Source organism: Synechococcus sp. PCC 7336 (genome assembly GCF_000332275.1).
In the GTDB taxonomy this organism is placed as follows: Bacteria; Cyanobacteriota; Cyanobacteriia; order Thermostichales; family PCC-7336; genus PCC-7336.
Window position 1 is genome coordinate 2,887,081 of record NZ_CM001776.1, and the last position, 17,707, is coordinate 2,904,787.

Annotated in this window: 24 protein-coding genes, 1 tRNA gene and 1 pseudogene; 9 read left to right on the plus strand and 17 right to left on the minus strand. The window is 54.2% G+C overall.

Features of this window, described 5'->3' with window-relative positions; genetic code table 11:
* Positions 1 to 9: 9 nt before the first annotated feature.
* Positions 10 to 999, plus strand: a complete 990-nt coding sequence (gene cmoB / locus SYN7336_RS13800) for a tRNA 5-methoxyuridine(34)/uridine 5-oxyacetic acid(34) synthase CmoB (protein WP_017326539.1) — start codon at positions 10 to 12, stop codon at positions 997 to 999.
* 48 nt (positions 1,000 to 1,047) lie between these two features.
* Entirely contained in the window at positions 1,048 to 1,350 is a 303-nt protein-coding gene (locus SYN7336_RS13805) for a DUF2103 domain-containing protein (protein ID WP_026100996.1), read from the plus strand.
* Positions 1,351 to 1,431: 81 nt separating this feature from the next.
* On the opposite strand, the gene SYN7336_RS13810 is transcribed toward SYN7336_RS13805, so the two are convergent.
* The 4 genes and pseudogenes from SYN7336_RS13810 to psbZ (SYN7336_RS13825) form a co-directional block, all read right to left on the minus strand.
* Positions 1,432 to 2,043: an RES family NAD+ phosphorylase gene (locus SYN7336_RS13810; RefSeq protein WP_017326541.1), complete on the minus strand. Its 612-nt coding sequence runs from the start codon at positions 2,041 to 2,043 to the stop codon at positions 1,432 to 1,434.
* The gene (locus SYN7336_RS13815) at positions 2,021 to 2,698 is read right to left on the minus strand and encodes a hypothetical protein (RefSeq protein ID WP_017326542.1); all 678 of its coding nucleotides are present in this window, start codon (positions 2,696 to 2,698) and stop codon (positions 2,021 to 2,023) included. The genes SYN7336_RS13810 and SYN7336_RS13815 overlap by 23 nt, the downstream gene beginning before the upstream one ends.
* Positions 2,699 to 2,880: 182 nt before the next feature.
* A pseudogene (gene ribH, locus SYN7336_RS25935) lies at positions 2,881 to 3,177 on the minus strand (6,7-dimethyl-8-ribityllumazine synthase); the annotation flags it as partial.
* Positions 3,178 to 3,308: 131 nt separating this feature from the next.
* Positions 3,309 to 3,497 (minus strand): photosystem II reaction center protein PsbZ, encoded by a 189-nt coding sequence (gene psbZ, locus SYN7336_RS13825; protein WP_017326544.1) that lies wholly within the window; start codon positions 3,495 to 3,497, stop codon positions 3,309 to 3,311.
* A 266-nt stretch (positions 3,498 to 3,763) separates the two neighbouring features.
* Here psbZ (SYN7336_RS13825) and SYN7336_RS28955 point away from each other — a divergent pair, with 266 nt between their 5' ends.
* Positions 3,764 to 4,009, plus strand: coding sequence for a hypothetical protein (locus SYN7336_RS28955; protein WP_071590896.1), 246 nt, complete (start codon positions 3,764 to 3,766; stop codon positions 4,007 to 4,009).
* Positions 4,006 to 4,455: a PIN domain-containing protein gene (locus SYN7336_RS13835; RefSeq protein ID WP_017326546.1), complete on the plus strand. Its 450-nt coding sequence runs from the start codon at positions 4,006 to 4,008 to the stop codon at positions 4,453 to 4,455. Before SYN7336_RS28955 ends, SYN7336_RS13835 begins: the two co-directional genes overlap by 4 nt.
* 102 nt (positions 4,456 to 4,557) lie before the next feature.
* Here SYN7336_RS13835 and ribH (SYN7336_RS13840) read toward each other — a convergent pair whose 3' ends face one another.
* The 4 genes from ribH (SYN7336_RS13840) to SYN7336_RS13855 form a co-directional block, all read right to left on the minus strand.
* Entirely contained in the window at positions 4,558 to 5,121 is a 564-nt protein-coding gene (ribH, locus tag SYN7336_RS13840) for a 6,7-dimethyl-8-ribityllumazine synthase (RefSeq protein ID WP_017326547.1), read from the minus strand.
* A gap of 131 nt (positions 5,122 to 5,252) precedes the next feature.
* Positions 5,253 to 5,438 (minus strand): photosystem II reaction center protein PsbZ, encoded by a 186-nt coding sequence (gene psbZ, locus SYN7336_RS13845; RefSeq protein ID WP_017326548.1) that lies wholly within the window; start codon positions 5,436 to 5,438, stop codon positions 5,253 to 5,255.
* Between the two features lie 127 nt (positions 5,439 to 5,565).
* Positions 5,566 to 6,231 carry a GTP cyclohydrolase I FolE gene (gene folE / locus SYN7336_RS13850; RefSeq protein ID WP_017326549.1) on the minus strand — a complete coding sequence of 222 codons (666 nt, stop codon included), beginning with the start codon at positions 6,229 to 6,231 and terminating at the stop codon, positions 5,566 to 5,568.
* Positions 6,232 to 6,295: 64 nt separating this feature from the next.
* Complete coding sequence (locus tag SYN7336_RS13855; RefSeq protein WP_017326550.1) at positions 6,296 to 7,027, minus strand: SDR family oxidoreductase; 732 nt, start codon at positions 7,025 to 7,027, stop codon at positions 6,296 to 6,298.
* Positions 7,028 to 7,397: 370 nt separating this feature from the next.
* Here SYN7336_RS13855 and SYN7336_RS13865 point away from each other — a divergent pair, with 370 nt between their 5' ends.
* Positions 7,398 to 7,784, plus strand: a complete 387-nt coding sequence (locus tag SYN7336_RS13865) for a hypothetical protein (RefSeq protein WP_017326551.1) — start codon at positions 7,398 to 7,400, stop codon at positions 7,782 to 7,784.
* Positions 7,785 to 8,114: 330 nt separating this feature from the next.
* Here the strand turns inward: SYN7336_RS13865 and SYN7336_RS13870 are convergent, their stop codons facing one another.
* Both SYN7336_RS13870 and SYN7336_RS13875 read right to left on the minus strand, forming a co-directional pair.
* Entirely contained in the window at positions 8,115 to 9,767 is a 1,653-nt protein-coding gene (locus SYN7336_RS13870; protein ID WP_017326552.1) for a 2-isopropylmalate synthase, read from the minus strand.
* Between the two features lie 211 nt (positions 9,768 to 9,978).
* Positions 9,979 to 10,617 carry a CPP1-like family protein gene (locus SYN7336_RS13875; protein ID WP_227498510.1) on the minus strand — a complete coding sequence of 213 codons (639 nt, stop codon included), beginning with the start codon at positions 10,615 to 10,617 and terminating at the stop codon, positions 9,979 to 9,981.
* Positions 10,618 to 10,796: 179 nt separating this feature from the next.
* Between SYN7336_RS13875 and SYN7336_RS13880 the strand changes: the two genes are divergently transcribed.
* Positions 10,797 to 11,237 carry a hypothetical protein gene (locus SYN7336_RS13880; protein ID WP_017326555.1) on the plus strand — a complete coding sequence of 147 codons (441 nt, stop codon included), beginning with the start codon at positions 10,797 to 10,799 and terminating at the stop codon, positions 11,235 to 11,237.
* Between the two features lie 144 nt (positions 11,238 to 11,381).
* Positions 11,382 to 11,777: a RidA family protein gene (locus SYN7336_RS13885; protein WP_017326556.1), complete on the plus strand. Its 396-nt coding sequence runs from the start codon at positions 11,382 to 11,384 to the stop codon at positions 11,775 to 11,777.
* A gap of 19 nt (positions 11,778 to 11,796) precedes the next feature.
* Here the strand turns inward: SYN7336_RS13885 and mdh are convergent, their stop codons facing one another.
* The 5 genes from mdh to SYN7336_RS25945 all read right to left on the minus strand — a co-directional run bounded on the left by mdh (position 11,797) and on the right by SYN7336_RS25945 (position 14,935).
* Positions 11,797 to 12,753: a malate dehydrogenase gene (gene mdh / locus SYN7336_RS13890; protein ID WP_017326557.1), complete on the minus strand. Its 957-nt coding sequence runs from the start codon at positions 12,751 to 12,753 to the stop codon at positions 11,797 to 11,799.
* Between the two features lie 267 nt (positions 12,754 to 13,020).
* A tRNA-Gly gene (locus SYN7336_RS13895) sits at positions 13,021 to 13,092 on the minus strand.
* A gap of 64 nt (positions 13,093 to 13,156) precedes the next feature.
* The gene (locus SYN7336_RS13900; protein ID WP_017326558.1) at positions 13,157 to 13,726 is read right to left on the minus strand and encodes a pyridoxamine 5'-phosphate oxidase family protein; all 570 of its coding nucleotides are present in this window, start codon (positions 13,724 to 13,726) and stop codon (positions 13,157 to 13,159) included.
* A gap of 317 nt (positions 13,727 to 14,043) precedes the next feature.
* Positions 14,044 to 14,697 carry a low-complexity tail membrane protein gene (locus SYN7336_RS25940; protein ID WP_162139108.1) on the minus strand — a complete coding sequence of 218 codons (654 nt, stop codon included), beginning with the start codon at positions 14,695 to 14,697 and terminating at the stop codon, positions 14,044 to 14,046.
* Positions 14,698 to 14,755: 58 nt separating this feature from the next.
* Entirely contained in the window at positions 14,756 to 14,935 is a 180-nt protein-coding gene (locus tag SYN7336_RS25945; RefSeq protein WP_017326560.1) for an NAD(P)H dehydrogenase subunit NdhS, read from the minus strand.
* A gap of 193 nt (positions 14,936 to 15,128) precedes the next feature.
* On the opposite strand from SYN7336_RS25945, the gene SYN7336_RS13915 reads away from it, so the two are divergent.
* Entirely contained in the window at positions 15,129 to 15,386 is a 258-nt protein-coding gene (locus SYN7336_RS13915; RefSeq protein ID WP_017326561.1) for a DUF3146 family protein, read from the plus strand.
* Between the two features lie 110 nt (positions 15,387 to 15,496).
* Entirely contained in the window at positions 15,497 to 15,868 is a 372-nt protein-coding gene (locus SYN7336_RS13920) for a DUF2237 family protein (protein WP_026100998.1), read from the plus strand.
* A 347-nt stretch (positions 15,869 to 16,215) separates the two neighbouring features.
* On the opposite strand, the gene SYN7336_RS13925 is transcribed toward SYN7336_RS13920, so the two are convergent.
* Positions 16,216 to 16,500: a HigA family addiction module antitoxin gene (locus SYN7336_RS13925; RefSeq protein ID WP_017326563.1), complete on the minus strand. Its 285-nt coding sequence runs from the start codon at positions 16,498 to 16,500 to the stop codon at positions 16,216 to 16,218.
* A gap of 28 nt (positions 16,501 to 16,528) precedes the next feature.
* A complete protein-coding gene (locus tag SYN7336_RS13930; RefSeq protein ID WP_017326564.1) occupies positions 16,529 to 17,473 on the minus strand; it encodes an NDP-sugar synthase in 945 nt (314 codons plus the stop codon).
* Positions 17,474 to 17,707: the final 234 nt, after the last annotated feature.

Consider the following 17,707-nt stretch of genomic DNA (forward strand, 5'->3'; position numbering starts at 1 on the left):
ACCTCTCGCATGTTTGACTACACCCCACTCTACGACCGACTGGCTGCGTCTCCAGCACATTCCTGGCTGGACACCCTATCCCAGCAAGTTGAAGCTGCCCTCCAGCCGCAGCGCCACGGTCATTTGGGACGGTGGCGAGAGGCGATCGCCCAACTCCCCTGCGCTCGACCGAGTGAAATCGACTTGCTCGATGCCGTCCGCATTGGCGTAGCTGAGGATATGGATGCCCCCACACAACAGCAGCTAGTCACTGCTTTGAAGCAGCTTCATCCCTGGCGCAAGGGGCCCTTTCATCTATTTGGCATTCATATCGATGCAGAATGGCGCTCCGATTGGAAATGGCATCGCCTGAAACCTTATATTCAGCCCCTCACAGGACGGACGGTGTTGGATGTGGGCTGCGGCAATGGCTATTACGCTCTGCGGATGTTGGGGGCTGGAGCAAAGGTAGTCATCGGTTTAGACCCCTCCCTGCTATTCGCAATGCAATATGCTGCCATCTGTCACTATCTGCCCGAACCGAATGCTTACGTACTCCCTTTAGGTATCGAACAGCTCGCACCCAATCTACACGCCTTCGATACAGCTTTCTCAATGGGGGTGCTGTACCACAGGCGATCGCCCCTCGAACATCTCGCCACACTCCGCGATGCTCTCCGACCGGGGGGCGAACTCGCGCTCGAAACCCTCGTGCTCGATTCCCATGAAGACAAAGTCCTCGTCCCCGAACAGCGCTACGCTCGGATGCGCAACGTTTGGGCCATTCCCTCCCACCGCAGGTTGGTAACCTGGCTGTCGGACTGCGGCTTCGAGCAGGTGCGGATTGCGGATGTGACGCCAACAACAACGCAAGAGCAGCGCCAGACGGAGTGGATGACGTTTCATTCGTTAGAGAATTTTCTCAATCCAAACGATGCCAGTCAGACGATTGAAGGATATCCGGCTCCGGTGAGGGCGATCGCGATCGGACAGGCTCCGTCTCGATCGCACCGCATTTAGAGGCGATCGCCGCTATGCTTGTTCACATTCTCCTTCCCCACCCAAGCGATGCCCGCCAACAAACCGAAAGGCCGACTGGTTCTCAACCATTCCACCCACGTAGAGGGCCTGATCCCCGTCTTAGAAGAATTAGCTACCTATGCGGGCATTCAAACCATTACGCCTGGCGCATTAGCTAAAGTGCGCAGCCGACCGTCAAACTTGCGACTGAGAATCTCGGTGCCGATTCGCGGTGGCTTCAAGCTGCAAGCTCGCAAAGGCACCACCGTGCAAGAGGTGTTTGTCATTACCAACCTCGATCGCCCCGAGTTCGAGCAAGCGTTTCAGACAGCTCTGGCAAAGCGCGGTTAGGAATTTTCTCTTGGTGTAGCGAACGCTCGATAACCCCAATTCCCTTAAATTCCAACGATTGGGGGCATAGTTACCCAGCATTTAAAGGAGACCGTAATCGTAATGAGCTAAGATTTCTGCCAGCAAGTGAGGGCAATCTAGTAGCAGATTACTCACACCAACCCTTGTAAATTTGTCTGCTGAGCGATCGAAGAGCCCACAACAAATTCGCGTGTCATCGTGACGGGAACGATAGCGAATTCCATCCACTTGTGTGGGATGTTCCCAAATCGCTTGCGCCCACAGTCTAGACATCAAATAAGGCCCTGAAGCCAGACGAGCATCAGCCCCCAGCTTCACCAGCCCATCTCCTAACAAGTTTGCCAACCGCAACGGTTGGCTTGACTCAATCCGGGCCAGTCCTCGTCGAGATAATGCCGCCTCCTCTACACCCCGCGCTCCGTGTTTGCGCCCAAACGTTTCAATAAACGCACAATACTCATCCTCCCCCACATACAACATTCCATAGCCTTGCTCGGGGCCATCAAACCTGCCACTGCCTTTTCGACTAAAAAACAGCGGCTCGTAGATTGTGGAGTATAACCGGTACCAAGGCCCCGAAGAGGCGATTGTGGGAAGCGGACGGAGGAAAAAATCATCGGCTGGATGGGGATGGGGCAACAGTGGCTCTTCAGGCTGCACTCTGGTCCCCATAGCATTGAGCCGCCTGCACTACTGCCTCAACTTGTCCGGCCTTAAGACACTCCAAAGGCGTCTTGCCTTCGAGTCGAACATCGGCAGTTTTGAGAAACATGAGTTGCGTCCAGGCAGAATACTCCTGCAGAGCCGCAAGCACTTTCTCCAACCCTGGCAATGTGCTCCCATCGAGAAACTGCTCGGCAGGATAAAAATATCCTCGTCGCCCGAGGGAAACCGCTAGCAGTTGATGCTTTTTCCGGCGCTTGTCAACAGCTTGACGGCTGATGCACAGGAGTTGGGCCACCTCTGCACTAGAGAGTGGGTCGCCATCGCGGTACAACAGCTCGAGCTTGACTCGATGCCCCTTCAAGCGGGCGGCAGCTAGCGGGTCTTCAGGAGCTAGGGCTTTAAGGACTTCTGGTTGAGTGATGCCTTGCACCATGACGTCAAAGTCTTCACTCTGCTGTAAAAATTCTGGAGTCAATTTTGTTTGCTGGCTGGCCTTGAGAGAGACATCGATCGTGCGCTGTAGGAACTGCAAGCGAGTGGGATTGTTTCTAGCTCGCTGCATTGCACTCAATACCGAGACGAGAACAGCTCGTTCCAACTCAGTTGCATGCTGGAGTTCAGCTTCTAATGTGGTATTTAAAACTGTGGTGTTTAAAGACATAGTGGAACTCGTCGATGCCTATCTCGAGGTTGACAAAGTTGTGCAACTTTGTCAACTATCTAGTTCGACCTCTCATCGACCTCTCATCGACCTCTCATCGAAAGGAGTGTGCGAGATGCTTATCGATCGAGTCAGAAATTGCTTACCCGTCCACCGCCACATTTGCCGACGGGGACAGCGCTGCTTGAGGGATTATCGAAATGGGGGGTTTGGCCGCGCACGACCGCACCCAAACAAATCACGGCATTGTAGCGTTGCGTGGCCACCAGTTGCCGCGCCGCGATCGGGATTTCAAAACACCCCGGCACCCAAGCATAGTCCACCTGGCCGCCGTCCTCGTCGATATCAATGCCGTGACGCTTGAGGGCATCTTTACAACCGGCCAGTAACTTCCCCGTAATTAAGTCATTAAAACGGGCGATCGCGATCGCAAATCGCAACCCCTCCGTTGCGACAAACGAGCCTTCAAAAACAGCCATGTGACCCCTCCATTACGCAACAACAGGTTGCCCCAGCCTGTCAGCCAGACGCAGCCCCATTGCCGCTAAAACCGTGCAGGCCCCGATCGCAGTATCGAGTGCCGTTCCCCTGCTGGAGCGCGATCGCCCCCCTAAGCAAAGCGACTGAGAATGCCTACCACCACCACAAACACTGCCCATACAGCGGAGCCCAGCAGAATAATGCCGTTCCCCTTGGACGACTCAGTAGCAGAGCTGTACAGTACCGGTACCGCCACTACCAATAGAAAGCTGTAGAGTACGAGACCCAATAAAGAGAGTTGAAAAATACTGAGGACCACAGCAATTGAACACGATTAGCTCTTGCACAGACTGCTCCGATAAAGTGAAAGCCCTATTGGTTTAGGCTAAAATCTTGAGAAGTAGCTACTTTAGCTCTGAAAGGTACAATAAACTTGTAAGCCTTAGCCATCCTACAACTCGATCGAGCGAGTAGTTTTCTACGCTCTAGACATAGAGTGACTGCAGTCTGCTTTCTAAGCGAGATAGAGGCGATCGCAATCTTCGCAATGCGATCGTGACCCCAGAAGCCCGAAGGACTCAACTGATGAGCATTGAGGAACTCCTTCAACAAGCCCGACAGCTTGCCCCTGAAGAACAACTTCAGCTCATCTCGAGTTTGGTAGATAATATTCAAGAGCTTTATCAAAATGGTTCCCCTCGCCCATGTTGGAGTGATGTGCGCGGTACCTCTCCCTATCCGCTTATAGGCGAAGATGCTCAGGAGTGGGTATCGGGAACCCGTCAAGAGGGTGACAACCTGAGGGCTCAATATTTGCCTCGCAAAGCATGAATGTGGAAGCAGCCTTGCAGGGAGTCACCCGCCTGTTTCTAGACACCGCACCAGTTATCTACTACCTAGAAAACAATCCCATCTATCAATCTCTAGTCGTCTCAGTATTTGACAGAATTGAAGCAGGGAGGCTAACGGCAGTTACCTCTCCAGTCACTCTGGCAGAATGCTTGGTACATCCTTACCGATTGGGTCGAACGAAACTACAACAAGCTTATCAGCGGACCATCGTAAATGCAGAAAATACTCTCTTTCAGACCATTGGCGAACTGGCCGCACAAAGGGCAGCCCAATTGAGAGCTAGTTACAATCTTTCCTTGCCAGATTTCCTGCAGTTAGCGGCAGCTCTTGCAGCTAACTGCGAAGCTTTCTTGACCAATGACATCAATCTCAAGCGAGTTGGCGAGCTGCAAATCCTAGTCATCAAAGAATTAGAAGAAGCTTAATATGCTTAGGTTGCACTCTATTCCCCATAGCATTGAGCCGCCCGCACTACTACTGCCTTAACTTGTCCAGCTTTAAGGCAATCCAAAGGCGTCTGGCCTGTCTCAACCTTCCACCGCCACATTTGCCGACGGGGATAGTGCTGCTTGAGGGATTTGATTGCCGTCGCCCAACACGCCATTCGAGCTGCCCTCCCGAATTTGGGGCAGAAGAGTGGCCATTTCGATCGCATCCATGCCGTAGTTCCAGCCCAGGTTGCTCTTCACCCCAGCCCGCTCGATCGCCTGCTGCATCGTATCGGTGGTCAAAATGCCATAAATAACCGGGACTCCGGTCTGAAGCGAAATCGCCGCAATCCCCTTCGACACTTCGGCGGCAACGTAATCGAAATGGGGGGTTTGACCGCGCACGACCGCACCCAAACAAATCACAGCATCGTAGCGTTGTGTGGACACCAATTGCCGCGCCGCGATCGGGATTTCAAAACACCCCGGTACCCAAGCATAGTCAACCTGACCGCTTTGCTCGTCGATATCGATGCCGTGACGCTTGAGGGCATCTTTGCAGCCGGCCAGTAACTTCCCTGTAATTAAGTCATTAAAACGGGCGATCGCGATCGCAAATCGCAACCCCTCCGTTGCGACAAACGAGCCTTCAAAAACAGCCATGTGACCCCTCCATTACGCAACAACAGGCTGCCCCAGCCTGTCAGCCAGACGCAGCCCCATTGCCGCTAAAACCGTGCAGGCCCCGATCGCAGTATCGAGTGCCGTTCCCCTGCTGGAGCGCGATCGCCCCCCTAAGCAAAGCGACTGAGAATGCCTACCACCACCACAAACACTGCCCATACAGCGGAGCCCAGCAGAATAATGCCGTTCCCCTTGGACGACTCAGTAGCAGAGCTGTACAGTACCGGTACCGCCACTACCAATAGAAAGCTGTAGAGTACGAGACCCAATAAAGAGAGTTGAAAAATATAGCTCACGGCGAGAATATCCTAAACGAATACCAACAAGCTACCAGATTCCGGCTCCGAGGGCGCGAGCCCCCTCAGATCTGGCAGGAACTGTCCCCCAGCGGCAGAAAGTTCTCTCAACGCCAGACCCAAACGACTAAAACTGGGGCTGGTGGCGAATCAAGTTGAGAAACTCTTCCCGCGTCTTTTGCTCCTCTTTAAACGCTCCCACCATCGAGCTGGTTACAGTCCAAGAGCCGGATTTTTGCACGCCGCGCATCACCATACACATGTGGGAGGCTTCAATCACCACTGCCACACCTTGGGGTTCGAGTACTGCCATCAAGGCTTCGGCAATTTGGCGGGTGAGGCGCTCTTGCACCTGCAGGCGGCGGGAATACATTTCTACGATGCGAGCAATTTTGCTCAGGCCGACCACCTTTTGGTTGGGGATATAGGCTACGTGTGCCCGACCCATAAAGGGCAACATGTGATGCTCGCACATACTGAACATATCGATGTCGCGCACCAATACCATCTCGTCGTGACCGACATCGAAGATAGCTCCATTCAGCAATTCCTCTAGAGACTGGTTGTAGCCGCTGGTGAGGAACTTCAGGGCTTTCGCGACGCGCTTGGGGGTCTTGAGCAGACCTTCGCGGGCGGGATCTTCACCGACACCTTCTAAGAGGACTTGTACGGCGGCTTCCATTTTGGCATCGGATTCGGGATCGCCACTGAAGTCAGCGGGGCTGAGCAGGTCTTCAGCAAAGCGATTGGTGTTGTCGAGCGAAAAGCTAGAACCGTTTTGTGCAACAGTCATGCAAGAGTTACCTCTAGGCGATACAGCGATGCGTGCAGGCGACAAATCCAACAGGCATCAAAATCTAAAACGTTCCCCCACTGGGCATCAGCACCAGCTCGTCCACCACGGCATTGGGGGGTAAGGACAAAGTTTGAATCAGAGCGGACGCGACCGTTTCCACATCCAACATCTGCGTCCGGTCGAAATCTGCCTGCACGGTGGGGGTATCCCACAGAGTGCTATTGACTGCACCAGGGCAAAAGGCTGTAACGCGGATGCCGTGCTTGCTCTCCTCCTGGGCAAGGGCTTTTGACAAGCCCAGCAAGCCAAATTTACTGGCGCAGTACGCCCCCCACCCGGGAAAAGCCTGTTTTCCGGCGATCGAAATCACGGTCGCAATCTGCCCGCTACGGCGCTCCCTCATGCCGGGTAGAACTGCTTTGATACAAGCAAATGCTGCTGTGAGATTGAGATCGAGCACTGTTTGCCAATCTTGGAGAGGGGTATCCGCAATGTCTGCGGTATATCCCATGCCAGCATTTACGATCGTAATCTGAAAGGGGCCGCGAGCCTCAACAATCTCGTCCAATCGTTCGGGGAGTGTGGCCAAATCGGTCAGGTCGATCGCATAAGCAACGGCCTTGCCCCCCGACTGCTCGATCTCCGTCACCACTTCTGCCAACTGCGCCTTGTCGCGGGCGATCGCCACCACCGGAACCCCCAATGCAGCCAACTGCATTGCCACTGCCCGACCAATACCGCGACTGGCACCCGTAACCAGAGCAGGTCTGGCAAGAGAGGAATTCTCAATCATCAAAGATTTGTCCTGTAATGCCGAGTCCCTTGCTTGGGTCGAGATCTCGAACAGAGGGTTGAGGAATGGCGCGATCTAAGCACCCGCTCTGAGTCGCACAGGCAACTCGAAGTCAGTTGCTATCGAGCAAATCAGACCAGTATCGAGCGTAACAGATATGAAGTTATGTGTCGAACCCTGAGAAGAGTCTGAGGGCTATCGCATTGCGGAGTTTTGTTCTCAGGGCCTAGATTCATGGATTTCAGCCCTGGCTGCGATCGCATTTTCTGGCTCGGGGGCAGTGCTTTTGACCCAATGCGATCGGAAGAAACCCTATAATCTAGTGATAATCGGGGCTTGACCCCTCAGCGGTATAGGAGTTACATCCGTTATGAGATTTTTTAAAGCGTTGTTTGGCGGCATTGCCAACTTTTTCAAAATCCTGTTTGGAGGGCTGTTGGGAGCTTTCACGGGGCCTCAGGCAGAAGCTGCCGATCCAGCTTCTGCCACCGCCACCCTTGCCACTGCTGCCGAGCCCGCGTTTAGAGGAGATGGTGCCTCTGCAGGTTCTACCCCTGCCGCCACTGTGGCTGCTACTGTCGAGTCAACTCCCGTCGACCCCAATGCCCCGATTGAAACTGAGACCGAGGCTGAGCCTGCGGCACCAGTACAGTTTGCCTCCCTCAACGAGCTACCCCTGACTCGCCCCAAACGCCGTCCCGGTGCAGCTCTAGCTGGGTTTAAGAGCATGGCCCGGGAGTTGATGGCTGAAGCTTAAATTTCAGACCTTGCCCCCAGTCCCTCTCCCACACTTGATACTGCTGGCCAATTTAACATTTAGAAATATTGGCATGGTGCAAGTCCTCTGCATGGCCCTCACCCCCGGCCCCTCTCCCAAGTTTGGGAGAGGGGAGAAACAGCCGAAAATCCTTACGGGGCCTTGTTCCCCTGCCCCCAAAGTTGGGGGTAGGGGTTAGGGGAAGGGGGCCACAGGCATCTAGACAAATGGCCAATGTTTCGGAATATGAATTTCGCCAGCAGCATCACACTTGGGAGGGGGAAGTAACAGCCAGAAACAGAACAGATCGTCTTGCTGGAGCAGATAGTCCTAAACCTTCTGAGTGGCTGCCTCCCGCTGAGATGCACTCGCAGGCTCGGAACTCAAGGCAAAATACAAGCGATTGAGGGCATTCACATACGCATTCGCCGACGCCACAATAATGTCGGTATTGGCTGCATGACCCGAAAACGTTTTCCCCAGCCCCTGGTGGTACAAGCGAATTGTCACCTCCCCAATCGCATCAATCCCCGCCGTCACCGATTGCACAGAATACTCAATCAATCGATTGGGCACCTGCACTAATCGATTAATCGCTTCGTACACCGCATCTACCGGTCCCGTTCCCACCGCTGCATCCGTCAGTTCCTCTCCAGCGGGAGTCAGCACCGTCACTGTTGCTGTGGGAATCTCGCGATCGCCACAACTGACCTGCACCCGTTCCAACCGGAACAGCTCGGGAATCTGGCGAATCTCGTCATTCACGATCGCCTCTAAATCCAAGTCCGAAATTTCCTTCTTCTTATCCGCCAGCTCTTTAAAGCGAACGAATGCTTTATTGAGCTCCTGCTCCGACAACTCGAAGCCCAACTCCTGCAAGCGAGTGCGAAATGCATTCCGACCCGACAACTTACCCAACACAATTGAATTTGTCTGCAAGCCAATGGTCTGGGCATCCATAATCTCGTAGGTCTGACGGTGTTTGAGCACCCCATCCTGGTGAATGCCCGACTCGTGCGAAAACGCATTTGCCCCCACGATCGCCTTGTTCGGCTGCACCAGCATTCCCGTCAGGTTCGATACCATCCGCGAGGTGCGGTAAATCTCTGGCGTGACAATATTCGTCAGCGGCTTCTCCGACTCCACCGGCAAGCCGAAATAGGGATTGAAATAGGGACGGCGAACGTGCAACGCCATCACAATCTCTTCCAGCGAAGCATTGCCCGCCCGCTCGCCAATGCCGTTAATGGTGCATTCCACCTGGCGAGCGCCGTTCTTAATGGCTTCTAAAAAGTTTGCGACCGCAACTCCCAAATCGTCGTGACCGTGGACTGAAATGACGGCATCGCTGGCGTTGAGCACGTTCTCGCGGATGCCCCGAATAATGCGACCGAACTCTTCGGGCATGGTGTAGCCCACCGTGTCGGGGATATTGACCGTTTTTGCCCCCGCCCGAATGGCGGTTTCCAGCACCTGATAGAGAAATTCGGGATCGGAGCGACCGGCATCTTCAGGTGAAAACTCCACATCGGGAATCAGGGAGGCTGCTAACGCTACCATCTCTGCCACTGTTGCTAGCACTTCAGCGCGAGTTTTGCGCAGCTTGTACTGCATGTGGATATCGGACGTGGCAATAAACGTGTGAATGCGCCCCTTCGCTGCCGGTGCTAGAGCTTGTGCTGCCGTTTCGATATCGCGACGGGTGGCCCGCGCTAAACCGCAAATTGTCGGTCCTGCCTCAGTCCCCACCTCTTCGGCAATCTTTTGGACGGCCTCAAAATCCCCCGGACTGGCAAATGGAAATCCTGCCTCGATAATGTCTGCGCCCAAGCGGGCGAGCTGCCGCGCAATGGTCAGTTTTTCCTCACCATTGAGGGTGGCTCCTGGCGATTGCTCCCCATCTCGCAAGGTGGTGTCAAAAATTAGGACTCGGTCGAGTGCGGGGGGGGAAAGCGGGATGGAATTGGCGACAACTGGCTCCATAGCGGAATCATTCCGAGTTTGAGTAAGTTTCTACTATTGTGACACGAACCCAAGCAGTTGTAGCTTCTGCGACAACTGCTGTTGAGTAGGAATATTGAGATTATTGGCTATTTGATGGGAACGCGGGGGGACTGTCGCCACTGCTGACAAAATCGTCGCGATCCTTCAGTCTAATGGGGCAGTCCAATCTGGGGTTTCTGCCCAGATGCAGCTAGCGTAAAAAGGCCGTTACAATCCACATCACCAATAAGGTGGGACCGATGATGACCGCAGAGGAGGGGTTGCCTGCAAAGCCGATGCCTTGGACCACCGCTAGGGCAAATAAGAGCCCCAGACTCAAGCCACCCAGAGCCAATAAAACCGATCGCCAAAAGCGGCGCTCCTTGACATAGAGGAAGTAGAGCGACACCAGCAACGAGATCGACATGGCCCAAGCAGGTGGGCGATCGCCACTATCGAAGAGGGCGAGCAGGAACAGTACGAACATAATCCCCAGCGGCAGTAGGATGTCGCGGGAGGAAGGAGTGTCGAGTAGACCGGAAAGCCAGCCCGGTCGCGAACTAGTTTGAACGTTGGGGGAATTGAAATTGGGTTCGGCGGGGACGGATCGATCGGGGTAGCGGATGCGATCGGGCACCGGAATTTTGCCTTCTTGTCGCAGCCGCAGCCGCAGCATCAAGATTGAGTCGTATGCCTGCTCGACCCGCTGCTGCTCTGCCTCGCGCGCAGATTTCACAAGCCGATCGCGCGCGGCTTGAATTTCTTCAAACGAAGCATCTTCCGAGATGCCCAACACTTGGTACGGACCGCGATCGCCCATGCCGTTACTCACATTAGAATTCGCTTTCACCTTAACCGAATTCCTCCTGAAATCGTCGATACTTTTGCCAAATTTTTACAGATCGTAGAACAGTCGTACAACAGAAATCTGCTGGCTGGAGGGCAAGGCTCGATTGGCTCGCAGCCCAGTGGCGATCGCCTGCCCTTAAAATTCAAAGGAATTGGATCGAGCTCGATGGGGAGATAGTTGTGAATCGCAAAGCCATTCTGACGGTCGAGATGCTGGATGGGGAGCGCTGCGCGGTCAAGGTCAATGGCAATCTCTTGGCCGAGTGTAAAAACTATGCAGATGCCGAGGATTTCATCGCCCAGTGGGAACTGGGAGCCCGAGGGTTTAAGTCGGGTTACGAGATTCGCCGCCAACCCATACCTGCCGTTCGCAAGCGTCAGCCTCTCCGCCGTACCGCTGCTGGCAAGCTACTCCAAGATGATGCTCTGGCGGCAGAGACTTACGCGATCGCCGCTGTCCGAGCGCTGCTCGACCGGCACGGCTGGAGTTCCGAGCAGGTGCGTCAATTGTGCGAATACGCGATCGCCGAAGATTACAGAGCCCTGGAAGAACGCCGCCACTTGCCCCCCCTGCGGGAAGCTCCGTTCAATCCCTTTAACTTGCGACGCTTTTTTGAATAGAGCATTTTCCCGGTTAGCGATATACATTCTGTCCCGAAGGAGAGCGGAGACTCTAGGTTGGAAAATTAGAGCTTATACCGTCCACCCGAAAATTGCTCTAAAGTAGTCTGCGAACGCTCGATCGCCTTTTGGAGCCCCCACCGCATGTCCGTCCCCAGCAACCGCACTCCGATTCTGACTTCTGCTGCCCCCGCCCCCGTCGGTCCTTACAATCAGGCGATCGCCGTGCAGGGCTCGATGGTGTTCACGGCCGGCCAAATTGCCCTCGATCCCGTTACGGGCGAGATTGTGTCTGACGACATTGCCGCTCAAACCGAGCGGGTGCTGGAAAATCTGGCAGCAGTTTTGGCAGCGGCTGGCAGCTCTCTCGCCAATACAGTTAAAACCACGGTCTATCTGGCGGATATGAACGATTTTGCGGCGATGAACGAGGTATATAGCCGTTATTTCACTGGCATTGTTCCCGCTCGCTCCTGTGTGGAAGTGGCTCGCCTGCCCAAAGACGTGCGGGTGGAGATTGAGGCGATCGCCTTACGCTAAAGCGGCTATCTCAGCAGCATCAGAATAGGCCCAAGTCTGGCAAGCGCTGCACTTGCGCGCGCACCGACTCAGCTGAGGAGTGGAGGGCCTTGGATTCCTCATCGGTGAGGTCCAACTTTACAATTGCTTCTACCCCGTTACGTCCCAAGCGCACGGGAATCCCCATACACAGATCGTCAATGCCGTATTCCCCCTGCAGCGGTATGGCTGCGGGCAGGGTGCGATGGCGATCGCGCAAAATCGCTTCCACCATCTGCGCGACTGAAGAGGATGGAGCGTAGTAGGCACTGCCCGTTTTTAACAACCGACCAATTTCGGCTCCCCCATCGCGGGTGCGTTCCAGCAACTGGGCGATCTTCTCTGCGGGCAATAACTGCGGTAAAGGGATGCCGCGAACGGTGGTGTAGCGGGGGATCGGCACCATGAGATCGCCATGTCCTCCCAATACCATTGCGGTGACGTCGGCTGCCGATGCCTGCAATTCCATTGCAACAAAGGTGGCAAATCGGGCAGCGTCTAGCACTCCTGCCATACCCATGACCTGCTGGCGGGGTAGGCCGCTCACCTTCCAGATCAGGTAGGTCATGACATCGAGCGGATTGGTGACGGCAATAAAGGTGGCATTGGGGGCTTGGGCGATCGCCTCTCGAGTGACACTGGCCACAATCTGGGCGTTGACGCCCAGGAGCTCGTCCCGCGTCATGTCTGGGGTGCGAGGGCGTCCGGCGGTGATGACAACAATGTCTGCCCCGGCAATATCGGCGTAGTTTTGGGTACCGATGACCGTGCGATCGTGCTGTTCGATCGCCCTTGCTTCCATTAGATCGAGGGCGACCCCCTGCGGCCTGCCTTCGATCGTGTCCAGCAGCACCACATTCGCCAGATCGCGTTCGACGATTCGTTGGGCGAGGGTGCTGCCCACCGAACCCGCTCCAATAATGGCAACTGTTTCCCGTCCCTTGAGCTGCTCGGTCATAGTTTTTTCCGGCACTATCAGGTGCCCAGTGTATCGCCAGAGGTCAGTCAGTCCCCCTTCCCCACAAATAGCCTACCGTGCAGGCACATCTGCCAAACGATCTCAAAATGTTGCATTTTGCCCCTCGATCCCCCTCGCGAAGGATATCCCCTCGCGAAGGATATCTGTGTAGGGAGGAAACTGGTTTCGACTGCGCTAATACAACAGCGATCGCCGTTGATGCGGTTAAGCGCCAAAAGTTTGATCGGAACTGAGTTTGGGATTTTAAGCGGGTGAAGCGATTCGAACGCTCGACCGTCTCGTTGGCAACGAGAAGCTCTACCACTGAGCTACACCCGCATCTGTGCTGATTTCAGCTTTTACATGATGGCGAGAGATCGGATCGATGTCAAGTTCGAGAACTTCAAACTCTTTCGGAGGGCGATCGCCCTGTATCGTAAGCTGGCAAGCCGTCAACGCTCGTCTGATTGTTTTTCTGGCGATAGGCTTCCAACCCCTCCGCTCCCTTCCGCTCAGCCCAAGCAATTAACTCGTTCCGCTGTTGCTTGTACTCGAAGAGGGGCACCCCAAAGCCGCAAGAGGTTTGTACCCGCTGAATCGCGAGGACGACAATCTGGCGCTCTCCAGGAATGCTGTCGAAGTGTCGATAGAGGTCTTGCCAGTCGGCATCCTGCGATCGCACTACTCGCCCTTTGCCATACAGGCGCAGAATCGTGGGTTTCTCCGCAAAACTGCAAAACATAATGGTCAGACGGCCATTCTCGCTCAGGTGAGCGGCAGTTTCGTTGCCGCTGCCGGTCAAGTCGAGGTAGGCGACAGTGTTGTTATTCAGGCAGCGAAAGGTGTCGATACCCTTGGGAGAGACATTGATGCTGCCGTTGCTCGCCAGGGGGGCCGTTCCCGTAAAAAACAGGTGTTGTTTGGCGATGAACCGCTCTAGCGGTGGAGTGAGTTCGGAGTAAATTTTCGCCATCGATTCACCTCAAAAGCCGCATCTCAACCAGTTTGACACGAGCGACCCGCTCGGGCGGCAACAGTTCGTCTGTATCGTTGGTATGGCATAAACATGCGTTCTAGCGCAAAGAATTTTGTGCTTTCTGCGATTTAACTCTGCAGTAAGAGCCTGGGGCAACATATTTTAGTTAGGTCTATCGTGATGGATATAGCAACTTGCCATCGCAATGTTGTCATTAAGTAGCAGGGAGAGGTCAAATGTCCTCTCCTTTTTTTCGATCTGACTTTAGAGATCAGCTATCTCTACTTCAGGGCAGTTTGGGATTCTTCTGTAGGCTAATCTTCTGTAGACTCATCTTCTGATGAAGCCGGTACAATCTCTGTCGGCGATGCAGGCTCGTAGCGCGAGAGCAAGTTCGGCCACTCCCAGCCCAATGTTGTAAAATCATCCGCCGCACCTTCAACGGTGACGGGGGCGATCGCCGTCAGTTCGCCATCTTCCATCACCATGACGCGCAAGGTGGCCAGAGGCACTTGCAAAAACAAATTCGCCCCCAAAAGACCCAAGCTGGCAATGAGAAATCGGCTGATGGGCGCACCCGGACTGTCGGCAATGGGGGATAGTCCTTCCAGCAGGGGGTAGATCTGATAGAGATCGCTTAAAAAATAAACCAGCAGAATGGCGACAGCGGCAGCTAGCCAGCGATGTTCGCGAGCTTGAAATGCTGCCAGAATACGACGGCGATCGTCAGCAAGCTGATGGGGGGGTAGGGCGAGGAGTAAGACGCTAAAAATATTGAAGGGTCGATAGCACTGCATTGCCAGAATGGGTAGTATCCCTGCCAGCGCGATTGCCATTTTTTCCAGGCCCGCCGGACCGAGGGGGTCTCCGGTCGCCAGACCGATGGCACACAGCAACATCCACAGGGGGAAAACCAAAATTCCCGCCACGTGAATCCAGACAAACGGGTCGAACCAACTCTGACGCACCGCCAAATCCTCAGGGACAACTGGATTTACAGACCATGGGTTGATAGAACCCATAGATCTACTGACACACTCGCAGATCGTCCACGTTAAAGGTGACGATTTTTTCCCAGTTGCCGCCCCCAAAAATCACGGCAGCTTTGCCATCCACCACCCGCTGCACCTGGCCCTGAAAGCGGAAATAGGTATCGTTGGGGTTAATGACCTTGACCGGTTGACCGGGTAAAAGCAATTGACTCATGCCAGTATGACCTCGACTCGTATCGCACTACTGACGCTATTATCTGTCGAAATTGACGCGATCGCCGGATTCATCCACGGGCGGGACGATCTGCATGCTGAGGCCAAAAAACGGAGCCAATGTGTCGCAAATGCAGCAGCAGCTCGCATCGTTCGGATTAGTATGTTAAGCGTTGCTACAATCGACCAGCTCGATGCCTCGCCTGCCGCAAACCACAGCCCACGTCCGTATTACCCGCCAGTGCTGGAACGCGGGGCAAATTGAGGGTGAAGTACAGGCAAACGAGTGGGCTTGGCAGTTTTCGTGGAGCTTCAAGCGGGGCGAGCTTCAGGTGGAACCCTCTTTAGGTCGAGCTTTGATCCGCGAACCGCTCAGTCGGTTTTTAGAACAGTGGGACTATCATCTAGAACCGGGCAGTAATTATTCGTTTACGATTCGGAGCGAATTGTAAGGGCGATCGCGCCAGTGTTGCGAGCTCGAAGTGGATAAACTTGGGTCAGCGGGAGGTTAGGAGTTGTGTGACTCCTGCGAATCCGCAGCTTGCATTTGTGGGAGATCGAGATGGCTGAGGCAAGAAATGTTTTGGGCACGACGCTAGAAGTCTGTTGTATGTCGCCGATGACGGGATTTTATCGGGATGGCGTTTGCAAAACGGGGGCGGGCGACTATGGCATGCATGTGGTGTGCGCCCAGATGACAGCAGAGTTTTTGGCCTATACCAAAGCCCAGGGCAACGATTTGAGTACTCCAGCGCCAGTCTATTCCTTTCCGGGTTTGAAACCGGGCGATCGCTGGTGTTTGTGTGCCTCCCGCTGGAAAGAGGCTCTAGATGATGGGGTCGCTCCTCCCGTCGTATTGGAGGCTACCCATGCTTTGGCGGTAGAGCACGTTTCGTTAGACGAGCTGAAGCAGCACGCGATCACGATCGGTTGAAGTCAAGCCTGTAGTTTCCTATTGCATACGAGGTAGTGCGATCTGTTAGAGACTAGTTTGTCGAGACAGTTAGCCTTCGGCGAGTCAGGGGTGCAACCCGTATTTGGTATCGCTTTAACGACTTCGCTTCAGATTTTTACGATGCTCGCAAAGCGGAAGACTTTACTGATGCAGATTTGAATATGATGCCAATTCCAGAATACATTGACTTCATTCAAGACTGGTCTGCAAACAACCAAGATCTATAGTGAGGCAGTTTAAGCAGGGGTGTGTAGTATTTTGTGTTTGGAGCTGGCTGGAGGCGATCGCTAACGGGCTGAGGTGATTCGTACTTCTAAACTCCAATATTAAGCTGTTACAAGTTTGATGTCTTGATAGTCTGATTCATCAAGCAGGCTGAGTTCCCAATTGCTTTGAAGATTGAGCCAAAACTGCGGACTGGCTCCCAGCGCACGGGAAAGTCTCATTGCTATTGCTGCACTGATGCCTTGCTTACCGCGACAGATTTCATTGATAGTTTTTGGTAGAACTTCTATATGTTGGGCAAGAAGCGTTTGCGAGATACCAAGTTCGTTTAATTCCTCTTGCAGAACCTCACCTGGATGGACAGGCGTTATGTGACCCATACTCATCGAATCCTTCCTATCCAATTAAGTGACATTAAGCTGCTAAGGTCCCGGAAGCATAAACGCCGGGGAGTAATGCGCTATCGATCCAACAATCGGAGTTGATAATCGTGCCAGCAGGCAGAGAAGCATTGGGGCCTAGTTTGGAGCGAGCACCTACATAGCAAGGAGCTTGCAGTTTTGCGTCAGGATCGACTGTAGCCTCGGGATGAATCCAAACGCCAGGAGAACGTTCTTCAGCGGCGATGGGATATTCAGCCATTGTTTTTTCCAGAATATCGATTTGCCCTTGGTAATAGCTGGGGGGCTTGCCCAAATCGCGCCAGTAGCCCTCGTGAACGAAGGCACTCATATGTTCCCCCCGCTCTAACAAACCGGGGAAGACGGCTCGTTCGAAACTGAGGGGTTCGCCCGCAGGATAGCGATCGAAAATACTGGGTTCTAAAACATAGGTGCCCGCATTGATGGTGTCGGTGGAAATCTGGGCTGCTTCTTCCGGGCTGGGTTTTTCGCGAAAGGCCAAAATCCGAGAGTTGCCATCCACTTCAACCAATCCAAACGCCGTGATATCGTCCACGCGGGTCAGAGTGAGGGTGGCTGCAGCTCCCGACTGGCGATGCCAGTCCATCAGGGCGGCGAGATCGAGATCGGTGAGGATGTCGGCGTTAAACACCACCAGCGGCTCCCCCGTGAAGTAGGGCTTGGCCAGTAGCAGAGACCCTGCCGTGTCGAGGGGAGTCTCTTCCCGCACGAAGCGAATCTTGACATCCCAGCGATCGCCTGTGCCGAAATAATCCTCGATTTGCTCGCCTAAATAGCCCACATTAATTGAAATATCCGTCAATCCCACCGCTTTGCAGCGCAACACCATCCATTCGAGAAACGGGACTTCTAGCAGGGGTAGCAGGGGTTTGGGCGATCGCAGAGTGAACGGTCTCAATCGGGTTCCTTTCCCGCCAGCCACAATCACAGCCTGCATCGATTTCAGTCCCCTAATACATCGAACTCACCTCAGACATCCTCTCAAAGCCAAAGCCATTTGGCTACGGTCCCACATCCACCCGCCAGTGACGCTGCAGTATCCTCGCGGGACTGTCCAATTGTTCTAAATGCAGCAAGCGCAGTTGCGGCGATCGCTCGTGCAGGCAGTGGGAGCGGGCGTGTAAGATGGCACTGGTTTTGAGACACGGGTTGCGATTGAAGGTAGAGCCTC

Bases quoted from the DNA above. Each gene is read 5' to 3' on its own strand.
- SYN7336_RS13900 (WP_017326558.1), bottom strand. From the start codon at position 13,726: ATGGCGAAAATTTACTCCGAACTCACTCCACCGCTAGAGCGGTTCATC.
- SYN7336_RS13805 (WP_026100996.1), top strand. From the start codon at position 1,048: ATGCCCGCCAACAAACCGAAAGGCCGACTGGTTCTCAACCATTCCACC.
- SYN7336_RS13855 (WP_017326550.1), bottom strand. From the start codon at position 7,027: ATGATTGAGAATTCCTCTCTTGCCAGACCTGCTCTGGTTACGGGTGCC.
- ribH (WP_017326547.1), bottom strand. From the start codon at position 5,121: ATGGCTGTTTTTGAAGGCTCGTTTGTCGCAACGGAGGGGTTGCGATTT.
- SYN7336_RS13865 (WP_017326551.1), top strand. From the start codon at position 7,398: ATGAGATTTTTTAAAGCGTTGTTTGGCGGCATTGCCAACTTTTTCAAA.
- SYN7336_RS13870 (WP_017326552.1), bottom strand. From the start codon at position 9,767: ATGGAGCCAGTTGTCGCCAATTCCATCCCGCTTTCCCCCCCCGCACTC.
- cmoB (WP_017326539.1), top strand. From the start codon at position 10: ATGTTTGACTACACCCCACTCTACGACCGACTGGCTGCGTCTCCAGCA.
- mdh (WP_017326557.1), bottom strand. From the start codon at position 12,753: ATGACCGAGCAGCTCAAGGGACGGGAAACAGTTGCCATTATTGGAGCG.
- folE (WP_017326549.1), bottom strand. From the start codon at position 6,231: ATGACTGTTGCACAAAACGGTTCTAGCTTTTCGCTCGACAACACCAAT.
- SYN7336_RS13930 (WP_017326564.1), bottom strand. From the start codon at position 17,473: ATGCAGGCTGTGATTGTGGCTGGCGGGAAAGGAACCCGATTGAGACCG.
- SYN7336_RS13810 (WP_017326541.1), bottom strand. From the start codon at position 2,043: ATGGGGACCAGAGTGCAGCCTGAAGAGCCACTGTTGCCCCATCCCCAT.
- SYN7336_RS25945 (WP_017326560.1), bottom strand. From the start codon at position 14,935: ATGAGTCAATTGCTTTTACCCGGTCAACCGGTCAAGGTCATTAACCCC.
- SYN7336_RS13925 (WP_017326563.1), bottom strand. From the start codon at position 16,500: ATGAGTATGGGTCACATAACGCCTGTCCATCCAGGTGAGGTTCTGCAA.
- SYN7336_RS13835 (WP_017326546.1), top strand. From the start codon at position 4,006: ATGAATGTGGAAGCAGCCTTGCAGGGAGTCACCCGCCTGTTTCTAGAC.
- SYN7336_RS28955 (WP_071590896.1), top strand. From the start codon at position 3,764: ATGAGCATTGAGGAACTCCTTCAACAAGCCCGACAGCTTGCCCCTGAA.
- SYN7336_RS13920 (WP_026100998.1), top strand. From the start codon at position 15,497: ATGGCTGAGGCAAGAAATGTTTTGGGCACGACGCTAGAAGTCTGTTGT.
- SYN7336_RS13815 (WP_017326542.1), bottom strand. From the start codon at position 2,698: ATGTCTTTAAACACCACAGTTTTAAATACCACATTAGAAGCTGAACTC.
- SYN7336_RS13885 (WP_017326556.1), top strand. From the start codon at position 11,382: ATGTCCGTCCCCAGCAACCGCACTCCGATTCTGACTTCTGCTGCCCCC.
- SYN7336_RS13915 (WP_017326561.1), top strand. From the start codon at position 15,129: ATGCCTCGCCTGCCGCAAACCACAGCCCACGTCCGTATTACCCGCCAG.